We start from the raw sequence: 12,174 nt of genomic DNA on the forward strand, positions 1-12,174 counted from the left end.
GTCCTTTACAGCGTATACCTCACCCTGTCGCCTGGGCAGTGGGCGCCTCCGGAAGCGCGAACAGCCGCAGCCGGTGCGCCAGTGCCGCCGCCTCGCCCCGGCCCGAGACGTTCAGCTTGGCGAGGATGTTGGAGACATGGACGCTGGCCGTCTTCGGGGAGATGAAGAGTTCCTCGGCTATCTGGCGGTTGCTGCGGCCGGCGGCGACCAGACGCAGGACGTCACGCTCACGGCTGGTGAGGCCGAGCGCCTCGACCGGGTCGACGGGGGTGAGGGCGGCCGGCTCCTGGTCCCGCGCCAGGACGAGGCGGGCGCGCCGCGCGAGCAGAGAGACGGACTCGGCCAGCGGGCGGGCGCCGAGGTGGTCGGCGACGACGAGGGCCAGGCGCAGCAACTCCGCGGCCCGGTCACGCTCGTCCTCGCCGCCGGCGGTCAGCAGGGACTCGGCGAGGCGGAGCCGGAGGCGGGCGAGGTCGTAGGGGCGCTCGATCGGTTCGAAGGCGGTGACCGCCTCGGACCAGATGGGCGGGGTGTCCCTGCCTTCGGCACGCTGGAGTTCGGCGCGAACCCATTGCTCGTACGCGAGCCAGACGGGCGCGCCGGTGGCCAGTGACTTGGCCGCCGTGCGGAGGCGGTCCACGGTCTCGGTGTGGCCCGGTCCGGCGACGGGCAGCCCGCGGGCGTCGGCCTCCGCGCCGGCGGCGGTCAGCAGCAGCGGCCAGCCGTAGCGCTGGGTGCCGGGCGGGAAGCCCGCGTCCAGAGCTCGGCCCAACTCGGCGCGGGCATCGGGGAGTCGGCCCTCGGCGGCGGCGATGCCGATCGCGAGGCAGGCCAGCGGCAGCGCGTTCTGCGGCATCGCGCCGTCGGGGCCGAAGTGCCCACGGGCGGCGGTGAGGAGACGTCCGGCCTCGGCCGGCTCACCCCGCGCGAGCGCGAGACGAGCGTGATAGGCGGCACGGAAGGCACGCGGCTTGGAACTCTGGCCGACACGCTCCGAGTTGATGCCGGCCTCACTCGCCTCCTCCCAGCTGCCGAGGGAGCAGAAGGAGTCGGCGAGATTGCCCCAGCACCAGGCCTCGGTGTCCGTCAGGCCGCGCATCCTGGCGAATTCGGCCCCTTCGTGGAGCACATGAACCGCTTCCCGCGAGCGGCCGACGCCCTCCAGGGCGGAGCCCAGGTTCACATGGAAGCGGCCCAGCACGAAGGCGTGGTCCAGCACCGTCGCCTCTTCCTTGACCCGGTACATCTCGGCGAACCCGGCCTCGATGTCACCCGCGTCGACCAGCAGCCCGCCCAGGGTGAGCCGCACGTTCAGTTCGATGTCACGGGCGCCCACCATGCGCGCGTACTCCAGGGCGCGCTCGGCGGCGGTCAGTGCGTCGGGGCCCGGCTTGTGCAGCATCGACCAGTTGGCGACCAGGCCGAGGACCGCGGCATGCACCTCGGAGGGCGGCAGGCCGCGGACGAGCTCCTGGGCGGTGGCGAGTTCCTTCCAGCCGTCACCGCGGCCCAGCAACTGTGTCAGCCGGGAGCGTTCGGACCAGAACCAGGCGGTGCGCAGGGGCTCGTTCTCGTCCTCCAGGAGGTGCAGCGCCCGCTTGTTGATCTTCAGGGCGCGTTCCCGTTCCCCACTCAGCCGGCCCGCCACGGCCGCCTCGGCCATCAGGTCGAGGTAGGTCAGCGGCCCGTTCTCCGGGTCGCGGGCGCAGGGGGGATAGACCTCGGTGTGGTCGACGGGACGCAGTTCGGCCCGTACGGCCGCCGGGGCGGTGTCCCACAGCTCCATCGCCCGCTCCAGGAGCCGCAGTTGCTCGGAGTAGGCGTGCCGGCGGCGGGCCTCGACGGACGCGTCGAGGACGACGGGCAGGGCCTTGGCCGCGTCGTGCGCGTGGTACCAGTAGCTGGCCAGGCGGGTGGCGCGCTCGTCGGCCGGCACGAGCGTCGGGTCGGCCTCCAGTGCCTCGGCGTACCGCCGGTTGAGGCGGGAGCGCTCGCCGGGCAGCAGGTCGTCGCTGACGGCCTCGCGTACCAGGGAGTGACGGAAGCGGTAGCCGTCGCCGTTCGGTGTCGCGAGCAGGATGTTGGCGCCGACGGCCGCCCTGAGCGCCTCGATGAGATCGTCCTCGGCGAGCCGTGCCACGGCCGCGAGAAGCGCGTACTCGACGGTGGAGCCGCCCTCGGCGACGATCCGGGCGACCCGCTGGGAACTCTCGGGCAGGCTCTCGACGCGGACGAGGAGCAGGTCGCGGAGGGAGTCGGTGAGGCCGGTGCAGCACTCCTCGTACGAGGCGACGGCGAGTTCCTCGACGAAGAACGCGTTCCCGTCGGAGCGTTCGAAGATCTCGTCGACCTTGGCCGGGTCCGGCTCGGCGTCGAGGATTCCGGCGATCTGGCAGCCGACTTCGTCGCGGCTGAAGCGGCCGAGTTCGATCCGGCGGACCGTGCGCAGCCGGTCCAGCTCGGCGAGCAGGGGGCGCAGCGGGTGGCGGCGGTGGATGTCGTCGGCGCGGTAGGTGGCGACGACGAGGAGGCGGCCGCTGCGCAGCGTACGGAAGAGGTAGGCGAGAAGGTGGCGGGTCGAGGCGTCGGCCCAGTGCAGGTCCTCCAGGAGGACGACCACCGTACGGTCGGCGGCGACGCGCTCCAGGAGGCGGACGGTGAGTTCGAAGAGGCGGGCCATGCCCTCCTCGTCGTGCCGGCCCCGCGAGGTGTCGCCCAGCTCGGGCAGCAGCCGGGCCAGCTCCTCCTCCTGCCCGGCCGCCGCGGCCGCGAGCGCGTCGGGCAGTTGGCGGCGCAGGGCGCGCAGGGCGGCGGAGAAGGGCGCGAAGGGCAGCCCGTCGGCGCCGATCTCGACACAACCGCCGAGCGCCATGACAGCGCCGTCGCGGGCGGCCGTGGCGGCGAACTCCTCGATGAGCCGGGTCTTTCCGACGCCGGCCTCACCACCGAGCAGCAACGCCTGCGGCTCGCCCGCGGCAGCTCGGGCGAGCGCGTCGTTCAGCGCGCCCAGTTCGTCGGCACGGCCGACGAAGACCGGACTGACGGACCTGGCCTCCACAACATCGAGCATCGCACAGGCCCCTGACAGACCGGCAGCGGTTGTCGCCCACGGCTTCGTGGGTCGCTGCGGCGGGACTTCGGCACGGCGCTCGGGCTGGGGGTCCGCGTGGTGCTGCCGCCGCGCGTACGGAAGGGCCTGCGGCCCGAGGTCCGCACAGCCCTCTGACAGGGCAGCACCGGTTGTTGCCGGCGGCTCCAAGGGGCGCCGCGACGGGCCTTCAGCACGGCCCCCGGGCTGCGGGACCGCATGGGGCTGCGGCTGGGCGTACGGACGGGCCTGCGGCCCCAGGCTCGCACGCTGCGGCTCGGGGGCGACGCGGCCCCGCGACTCAACAGCCACACCGCGCTGCGGCTCGCCGTCCGCGCGGCCCTGCGGCTCGCCGTCCGCGCGGCCCTGCGGCTCGCTGTCCGCGCGACCCTGCGGCTTGGATTCCGCATGGCGCGGCGGCTCAGCGGCCTCGCGGAGCGATGGCTCAGAGCCAGCAAGGCGCTGCGGCCCGGGGTCCCCACGGCCCTGCGGCTCAAGCTCCTCGCGGCGCTGCGGCTCAAGCTCCCCACGGCGCTGCGGCTCGCCGTCCGCGCGGTCCTGCGGCCCGAGGCCCGCGTCGCGCTGCGCCGGGAGTCCCCCCGGACTCCCGGGCCCGGCGTCTTCCCCAGGCGGGGTCACGCCGCGCGGGGGGAGCGGTGGCGGCGTGGCTGGGAGTGGGTCACCTGCCCTTCGGGATCGTCCTTCGCCGAGCGGCGGGCGGCGCGGCGGGCGCTTACCGCCTGCCGTGCCAGACGGTAGTTGTCGGCCTTGCGGATCAGCTCGGCGGAACGGATCTGGTGGAGCTCGTACGCGAACATCTCGTACCCCTCGTGAAGAGTCGGTTTCGGCTTCGCTCGTTGCGATGCCTCAACCTTCGTCTCCAAGGGGGGTGCGCCACATCGGGAGAGTTCCGCATCTTGCGCGTACGAAGGGCCTTAGGCGCACCGTAAGTGGCTTACGGCGAACCTAAGGCCCCTCAGGACGTGCGGTTGTTCAGCCGGTGGGGGCGGAGGGGGCGGAGGGGGCGGAAGGGAGGGCGAGGAGGATGTCGGTGTACTTCAGGGCGGCGAGCAGCAGCCCGATGACGGCGAGCGAGACGCCCGCCCAGGCGACCGACTTGACCCACGGAGCCTGCACCCGGTCCGGGTTCCCGAACGCGGGCCGGACGAGCACCACGACGCCGACGATCAGCGCGGCGAGCGCGAAGAACCCGGCGACCGCCGCGTTGGCGTTCCAGGAGTCGCCGTACAGCTGCTTGAGCTGTGTGCCCACGCCCGAGTTCTGCGCGACCTCCAGCTGGCCGTACAGCGAGTCGCGTGCCTGGGCCACGGTGCCGACCCAGCTGCCGGTCAGCGAGACGATACCGAGCCCGGCGGAGACGACGGCACCGGCTCCCTGGCCCACGCCGGAGCCACCGGTGTCCGTACCGGCGCCCTCGTCGAAGTCCGGGCGCGTCTGCTCGCCCTCGTCCCGCGCCTCGACGTCGGCCTGGTCACCGGCCGTGTCGGCGTCCTTCGTGAGCTCTACGTCCTCCTTGTCGCGCTTCGCCTCGGTGCCGGTGTCGACTCCGGCCTCGTCAACTGTCTTGGTACCCATGCTCCGCACCGTACGGACGCTGTATGAGAAGTCTCTTAATGATCGGCAGGCGCGTATCGATCGGCACGCGCGCGTGCGGCCCGCCACTCCCCCGCGAGCACCGACCAGACCTCCACGTCCTGCCGGACCCCCCGGTAGGGGTGGTGCTCCCGCAGCACGCCGTCACGGCTCATCCCGAGCCGCCGCGCCACCTTCAGGCTCGGTTCGTTGGCGGAGGAGGCGTGCCACTCCACTCGGTGCATGCCGCGCTCGTCGACCGCCCAGTCGATGAGGACCCGGGCGCCGCGCGTGATCAGGCCGCGGCCGGTCGCGGCGGGTTCCAGCCAGCAGCCGAGTTCGCAGGTACCGGTCTCGGCGTCGAAGATCCGGAAGAGGAGTCCGCCGACGAGCTTCCCGTCCAGCCACAGCCCGTGCAGGCTGCCGCTGTCGGCGGCGCGCTTGTCCGCGTACGACTGGAGCAGCGCCCGCGCGGAGTCGACATCCGTGGCCTTGAGACCGAAGGGCACGTGCTGGGTGATGAACTCGCGTCCGCGGTCGAGATGGGCGAGGAACTCCTCGGCCCGCCAGGGCTCCAAAGGACGAAGTTCCGCGCCGTCGTCACCCAGGGATATCGCGTACATCCTGCTGCCGCTCCTTCATGAGTACGTCCACGAGCGCGCCGTCGCGCGCACCGGGAATCGTCGCACGGGGAGCACCGCACTCCGGCGGTTCGATGCTGATGCGCGGCAGACGGCGGTCGAGCCAGCGCGGCAGCCACCAGTTGGCGCCGCCCAGCATGTGCATGAGGGCGGGCACCAGGAGCGTACGCAGGACGAAGGCGTCGAGGGCGACCGCGGCGGCGAGCGCGATGCCGAACATCGCGATGACGCGGTCGCCGCTGAGCACGAAGGCGAGGAAGACCGAAATCATGATCACGGCGGCGGAGTTGATCACCCGGCTGGTCTCGGCGAGACCGACGCGGACGGCGCGCCGGTTGTCGCCGGTCTCCAGCCACTCCTCGTACATCCGGCTGACCAGGAAGACCTGGTAGTCCATGGAGAGCCCGAAGAGCACGGACACCATGATCACGGGCAGGAAGGGTTCGATCGGCCCCCCGCGGCCGAGGCCCAGCAGCTCACCGCCCCAGCCCCACTGGAAGATCGCCACGACCACCCCGAAGGCGGCCGCCACGGCGGCGATGTTCATCGCGGCGGCCTTGAGCGGGACGCCCAGGGAGCGGAAGGCGAGCAGCAGCAGGACGCAGCCGAGCCCGATCACCACACCCACGAACAGCGGCAGCTTGCCGATGATGACGTCGGCGAAGTCGTCGTAGCCCGCGGTGACCCCGCCGACGTGCAGGTCGAGCGAGGTGTCCGTCTCGGCCCGCGGCAGCACGTCGTCACGCAGCCGGTCGACGAGATCGCTGGTCTTCTCGGACTGCGGCGAGGAGTCCGGTACGACGGTGAGATACGCCGTGTCACCGTCCGCGTTGTACGTCACGGGAGACGCCGTCCGCACGCCCTCGGTCGACCGGAGCGTGGTGTCGAGGTTGTCGAGCGCGAGCCGGTCCTCGGCCCCGTCGACGTGCGTGACGAGGGTCAGCGGACCGTTCATGCCGGGTCCGAAGCCGTCCGCGACGAGGTCGTACGCCTGCCGTGTGGTGGCCGCTGCCGGGTTGTTGCCCTGGTCCGAGGTGCCCAGGTGCAGCGAGAGCGTCGGCAGGGCGAGCACGGCCATGACGGCGACGGCGACGACGCCGAGCAGCTTGGGGTGACGCTCGACGAAGGCGGACCAGCGCGCGGCCAGCCCGGTGGGCAGCTCCGGTTCCGGGCCGTGCTCCGCCAGGCGTCGGCGCTCGCGGCGGCTGAGGGCGCGCATGCCGATGAAGGAGAGCAGCGAGGGCAGCAGGGTCACGGAGGCCGCGACGGTGAGCAGCACGGTCAGGGACGCGGCGATCGCGACGCCGTTGAGGAAGCTGAGCCGCAGGATGAGCATGCCGAGCAGGGCGATGCAAACGGTTGCGCCCGCGAAGACGACGGCGCGCCCGGTGGTCGCCACCGCGTTCCGCGCGGCCTCCTCGACCGGCAGTCCGCGCTTGAGGCCGCGCCGGTGCCGGGTCACGATGAACAGCGCGTAGTCGATGCCTACGCCCAGCCCGACCAGCATGCCGAGCATCGGCGCGAAGTCGGCGACGGTCATGAAGTGCCCGAGCAGCACGATCCCGGCGTATGCCGTGCCGACACTCATCAGTGCGGTGGCGATGGGCAGCAGCGAGGCGGCGAGCGAGCCGAAGGCGAGGAAGAGGACCACGGCCGCGACGATCACGCCGACGGCCTCGGCGATGTGCCCGCCCTCCGATTCGGTGAGCCCGACGGCGCTGCCGCCCAGCTCGACCTGGAGGCCGTCCGCCTCCGCGTCCTTGGCGGTGTCGACGACGGCCTGGACGTCCGCCTTGTCGATGTCGTTGGACGGTTCCTCGAAGGAGACCGTGGCATAGGCGGTACGCCCGTCACCGCTGATCCGGCCCGTGGCCTGGGCTTTTTCCCGGCCCGAGCCCTGGCCCTGGCCCTGATCCTGATCCTGGACCTGGTCCTTGCCCTGCCCCTGGTTCACGCCCCGGTCCTGCTCCTGCCCCGGGTCCTGGTCCTGGTCCTGGTACGGGCTCACGACCGCGGCCACTCCGGGCAGCTCGGCGATCTTGTCCAGGGTGCGGGTCATCGTCTGCTCGACGTCGGCGGCGCGCACCGAGCCGGGTGTGGTGTGCCAGACGATCGTGTCGCTGTCCCCGCCGAGCTCCGGGAATCCCTCGCGCAGCAGCTCCGTCGCACGGCCGGACTCCGTGCCGGGCACCTTGTAGTCGTTCGAGTAGGCCGATCCCGCGACGGCAGCGGCGGCGGTCGTGCCGCCCAGCGCCAGGATCCACAACAGAACGACGACAAGACGGTGCCTGACACACCAGCGCGCAAGTGCTGCCACGGGACGTGCTCCCTGGGATTTCGTGGATCTTTACCGGGGAACGACCCGCAAAGAACACATGAGCAATGCGCGGCCCACTCTTACAGAGTTACGAGATCGTTAGTTGTTTTCGTGCCCTTACTCACAGAGGGGCGAGGAGGCCATAACGCAGCCACATGAACCCCCTCACATCACCTGTGCGGCAGATAGCCGTGCAGGAACGCCCGCACCCCGGAGACGATCAGCTCGTTCCGCTCCTCGTCCGGCATCGGAACCGCCCCGTGATACGTGAGGTCGTTGATTTCGGCGCTGGTCAGCACAAGGAAGTGGGTCGCGGCCCGCTTCGGGTCCGGAACGTCGAGGAGCCCCTCCTCGGCCAGCTCGCGGAACCGGGCGGCCATCTCCTTGAGGGCACGATCGGGGCCGGATGCCCGCCAGGCGTCCAGGAACTCCTGCGGAATGTGGCCGACCTCGGCGCGCAGCTGCCGTACGAGGGCGAAGTGGTCGCGGTACTGGTACATGGGCGCCATCCAGGCGTGCGCGAAGTCGACGAGGTCGGCCTCCAGATCCGTGATCTTGTACAACCGCCGGTCGACGGCGTCGAGATGCGCGCGTACGACCTCCTCGGAGCCCTCCACGACGACCACACGGAAGAGCTGCGCCTTGCCCTCCGGAAAGTGGTTGTAGATCGTGCGGGTGGAGACTCCGGCCTCCTTGGCGATGGAGTCGATGCCGGCGCGGGTGTAGCCGTCGCGCCCGAAGACCCGGCGCGCCCCTCGCACGATCGCCTGCCGCTTCTCAGCGAGCCCCTGTCTCACGCGTCCTGCCCCTTCCTGTCGCCTGTCACGGTATCCGGACCAGGAGAGTTACAACGATCGTTGCATTCATTGCCATGAGCGTTGTACTTTTCTCGGCATGACGACTTCATCGAACGCACCTCTTTCCCCGAACCCGGCGGACACCCCGCTCCCGGTCGCCGTTCTGACCGGTTCCACCCGCGAGGGCCGCTTCGGGCCCGTGGTCACCGACTGGTTCCTGCGGTTCGCCGCCCAGCGCGGCGATCTCGAACTCGACCCGATCGACCTGGCCGAGCACGCACTGCCCGACGTCGTCTCCCCTGAGCCCCACCCGGAGGCCGCCGCGGTCACGGCGCGTCTGGAGGCGGCCGACGCCTTCGTGGTGATCACGCCCGAGTACAACCACAGCTTCCCGGGGCCCCTGAAGAACGCCATCGACCTGCACTTCACGCAGTGGCAGGCCAAGCCGGTCGGCTTCGTGTCGTACGGCGGCCTGGGCGGCGGTCTGCGCGCGGTCGAGCAACTGCGGCTGGTCTTCGCCGAGTTGCACGCCGTGACGATGCGGGACACCGTCAGCTTCCACATGGCGTGGGAGAACTTCGCGGAGGACGGCTCACTCCTGCGACCCGACATCCCCGAAGGCGCGGGCAAGGGAATGCTGGACCAACTGACCTGGTGGGGCCGGACGTTGCGGGCCGGCCGGGCCCACGCCGCCTACGGTGCGCGGTGAGCGCCACACTGCCCACGCGGAGCGGGGGTTCCGGGGGGTCGGAGAGGTCCGGGGGATCCGGGGGTTCGCCCCTGTCCCCCATCCCCCGGCACGTCCTGGCCCTCGCGGGCGTGGTGATCCTCGGCTCGTTCATGACGGTGCTCGACATGACGATCGTCAATGTCGCGCTGGACCACCTGTCGCGTACCTTCGACGCGCCGCTGTCCGTCATCCAGTGGACCGTGACCGGCTACTCGCTCGCGCTGGCGACCGTCATCCCGGTCACCGCGTGGGCGGTCGGCCGGTACGGCGCCAAGCGGGTCTTCCTCACGGCCGTCGCGCTCTTCACACTCGGCTCCGGGCTCACGGGCCTCGCCTGGAACGCCGGTTCGCTGATCGCCTTCCGGGTGCTGCAGGGGTTCGGCGGCGGCATGATCATGCCGGTCGCGATGACCGTGGTTCTGCGCGCCGCGCCGCGGGAGCGCAAGGGCACGATGATGGGCCTCCTCGGCATCCCCGTGCTCATCGGCCCGATGGCGGGCCCGATCCTCGGCGGCGTCTTCACCGACTCGCTCTCCTGGCGCTGGATCTTCTTCGTCAACGTCCCGGTCGGTGCCCTGACCCTGCTGCTCGGTGCGCGCGTCATGCGCTCCGACGACGAGCGGATCCGCCGCCCACTGGACCTGGCCGGCCTGCTGACCCTCTCCCCGGGCCTCGCCGCCCTTCTCTACGGCCTGACACTGGGCGGCGAGCGTGGCGGTTTCGGCGACGCCGGAGTTCTCGTCCCGCTCGTCGCGGGTGCGGCGCTGGTGACCGCTTTCGCGATACGGGCGTTGCGGACGCCCCATCCGCTGCTCGACCTGCGGTTGCTGCGCAGGGCGCCGGTCGGCCGGGCGGTGACGACGATGGTGCCGTTCTCGGCCGCGTACTTCGGCTCGATGATCCTCGTACCACTGTACTGGCAGCAGGAGCGCGGCCTGAGCGCCACGGAGGCCGGACTGCTGATGGCCCCTCAGTTCCTGTTCAGCGGCACGGTGATGCAGTTCTCCAGTCGTGTCTCGGACCGCGTCGCGACGCGCGCGATCGTCGTGCCGGGCATCCTGTGCGCCGTCACGGGCTTCCTCGCCTACGCCGTCCAGGCGGGGCCCGACACCCCGTACTGGCGGCTGGTCGCTTCGCTCGCCCTGATGGGCACCGGTGTCGGCATGACCAACATGCCCGTGATGGCCTCGGCCACGCGCGGCCTCGCGGACAGTGAGGTGGCCGCCGGCAGCACGGCGCTGAACATCATCCTCCAGATCGCCGCGTCCGTCGGCACGGCGCTCACCGCTCTGCTGCTGACGGCCACGGACGGATTCCGTACGACGCTGCTGTGCGGGGTGGGGCTGCTGGCGCTCGCGCTGCCGATGGCGGCGCGGCTGCCGAAGCACCGGCCGTGAGCTCGAGAGACCTCGCCGGGCTGAAAACAACGCCGGCCGGGCTGGACACTCCAGCCCGGCCGGCGTTCACACGTGCTCGGCGATGGTTTAACCCTCGACGCCCAGCTTCTCCAGGATGAGCTCCTTGACGCGGGCCGCGTCGGCCTGACCCCGCGTGGCCTTCATGACGGCGCCCACGAGGGCGCCCGCCGCGGCCACCTTGCCGCCGCGGATCTTGTCCGCGATGGCCGGGTTGCCGGCGATGGCCTCCTCGACAGCGGTCGTCAGGGCACCCTCGTCCGAGACGACCTTCAATCCGCGCTTCTCGACGACCTCGTCCGGGGTGCCCTCGCCCGCGAGGACGCCCACGATGACCTGACGGGCCAGCTTGTCGTTGAGCTCGCCGGCGGACACCAGGGCGGCGACCCTGGCAACTTGCTCGGGTGTGATCGGCAGCTCGTCGATCGGGTGCCCCGACTCGTTGGCGTGCCGGGCCAGTTCGCCCATCCACCACTTGCGGGCCGCGGTCGAGTCGGCGCCCGCGTCGATCGTGGCGGCGATCGCATCGATCGCGCCGGCGTTCAGGATCGACTGCATGTCGTGCGCGGAGATGCCCCACTCCTCGCGCAGCCGGTTGCGGCGTACGCGCGGCAGCTCGGGCAGGCCCGCCCGCAGCTCCTCCACCCACTCACGGGCCGGAGCGACCGGCACGAGGTCCGGCTCGGGGAAGTAGCGGTAGTCCTCCGCCTCCTCCTTCACCCGGCCCGAGGTCGTGGAGCCCGTGTCCTCGTGGAAATGCCGGGTCTCCTGGACGATCGTCTCGCCCGAGGACAGTACGGCCGCGTGCCGCTGGATCTCGAAACGGGCCGCACGCTCGACGGAACGCAGCGAGTTCACGTTCTTCGTCTCGGAGCGCGTACCGAACTTCTCGGCGCCCTTGGGCATCAGCGAGAGGTTCACATCGCAGCGCATCTGGCCCATCTCCATGCGGGCCTCCGACACGCCGAGCGCCTTGATGAGCTCGCGCAGTTCGGCGACGTACGCCTTGGCGACCTCGGGAGCGCGCTCGCCCGCGCCGACGATCGGCTTGGTGACGATCTCGATGAGCGGGATGCCGGCACGGTTGTAGTCGAGGAGGGAGTGCGAGGCGCCGTGGATACGGCCCGTCGCACCGCCCACGTGCGTGGACTTGCCGGTGTCCTCCTCCATGTGGGCGCGCTCGATCTCCACGCGGAAGACCTCGCCGTCCTCCAGCTGGACGTCCAGATAGCCGTTGAAGGCGATCGGCTCGTCGTACTGGGAGGTCTGGAAGTTCTTCGGCATGTCCGGATAGAAGTAGTTCTTCCGGGCGAAGCGGCACCACTCGGCGATCTCACAGTTCAGCGCGAGGCCGATCTTGATCGCGGACTCGACACCGATCCTGTTCATGACCGGGAGCGAGCCGGGCATGCCGAGGCAGGTGGGGCAGGTCTGGGTGTTCGGCTCGGCGCCGAGGGCCGTGGAACAGCCGCAGAACATCTTGGTCCTGGTGCCGAGTTCGACATGGACCTCGAGGCCCATGACGGGGTCGTACGACGCGAGCGCGTCCTCGTACGACACCAGATCAGTCGTGACAGTCACGGTGAAACTTTC

9 protein-coding genes are annotated in these 12,174 nt (G+C 71.1%); 3 read left to right on the forward strand and 6 right to left on the reverse strand.

What is annotated here, in order from left to right; all coding sequences use genetic code 11:
* Positions 1–19: 19 nt before the first annotated feature.
* Positions 20–3,070 carry a helix-turn-helix transcriptional regulator gene (locus FE633_RS21675; RefSeq protein WP_138046817.1) on the reverse strand — a complete coding sequence of 1,017 codons (3,051 nt, stop codon included), beginning with the start codon at positions 3,068–3,070 and terminating at the stop codon, positions 20–22.
* Between the two features lie 237 nt (positions 3,071–3,307).
* Here FE633_RS21675 and FE633_RS49520 point away from each other — a divergent pair, with 237 nt between their 5' ends.
* Entirely contained in the window at positions 3,308–3,847 is a 540-nt protein-coding gene (locus tag FE633_RS49520) for a hypothetical protein (RefSeq protein ID WP_171060063.1), read from the forward strand.
* A gap of 234 nt (positions 3,848–4,081) precedes the next feature.
* Here FE633_RS49520 and FE633_RS21685 read toward each other — a convergent pair whose 3' ends face one another.
* The 4 genes from FE633_RS21685 to FE633_RS21700 all read right to left on the reverse strand — a co-directional run bounded on the left by FE633_RS21685 (position 4,082) and on the right by FE633_RS21700 (position 8,436).
* Entirely contained in the window at positions 4,082–4,684 is a 603-nt protein-coding gene (locus FE633_RS21685; RefSeq protein WP_138046819.1) for a hypothetical protein, read from the reverse strand.
* 35 nt (positions 4,685–4,719) lie between these two features.
* Complete coding sequence (locus tag FE633_RS21690) at positions 4,720–5,304, reverse strand: GNAT family N-acetyltransferase (protein ID WP_138046820.1); 585 nt, start codon at positions 5,302–5,304, stop codon at positions 4,720–4,722.
* Positions 5,282–7,639, reverse strand: coding sequence for an MMPL family transporter (locus FE633_RS21695; RefSeq protein ID WP_138046821.1), 2,358 nt, complete (start codon positions 7,637–7,639; stop codon positions 5,282–5,284). The genes FE633_RS21690 and FE633_RS21695 overlap by 23 nt, the downstream gene beginning before the upstream one ends.
* Positions 7,640–7,809: 170 nt before the next feature.
* Positions 7,810–8,436: a TetR/AcrR family transcriptional regulator gene (locus FE633_RS21700; RefSeq protein ID WP_138046822.1), complete on the reverse strand. Its 627-nt coding sequence runs from the start codon at positions 8,434–8,436 to the stop codon at positions 7,810–7,812.
* A gap of 97 nt (positions 8,437–8,533) precedes the next feature.
* Between FE633_RS21700 and FE633_RS21705 the strand changes: the two genes are divergently transcribed.
* On the forward strand, positions 8,534–9,145 hold the full coding sequence (locus tag FE633_RS21705; protein ID WP_138046823.1) for an NADPH-dependent FMN reductase: 612 nt from the start codon (positions 8,534–8,536) through the stop codon (positions 9,143–9,145).
* A complete protein-coding gene (locus FE633_RS21710; RefSeq protein ID WP_246113755.1) occupies positions 9,142–10,563 on the forward strand; it encodes a DHA2 family efflux MFS transporter permease subunit in 1,422 nt (473 codons plus the stop codon). Before FE633_RS21705 ends, FE633_RS21710 begins: the two co-directional genes overlap by 4 nt.
* A gap of 87 nt (positions 10,564–10,650) precedes the next feature.
* On the opposite strand, the gene gatB is transcribed toward FE633_RS21710, so the two are convergent.
* Entirely contained in the window at positions 10,651–12,162 is a 1,512-nt protein-coding gene (gatB, locus tag FE633_RS21715) for an Asp-tRNA(Asn)/Glu-tRNA(Gln) amidotransferase subunit GatB (protein ID WP_138046824.1), read from the reverse strand.
* Between the last annotated feature and the right edge of the window lie 12 nt (positions 12,163–12,174).

The organism is Streptomyces montanus, assembly GCF_005786655.1.
GTDB classification, from domain to species: Bacteria; Actinomycetota; Actinomycetes; order Streptomycetales; family Streptomycetaceae; genus Streptomyces; species Streptomyces sporangiiformans.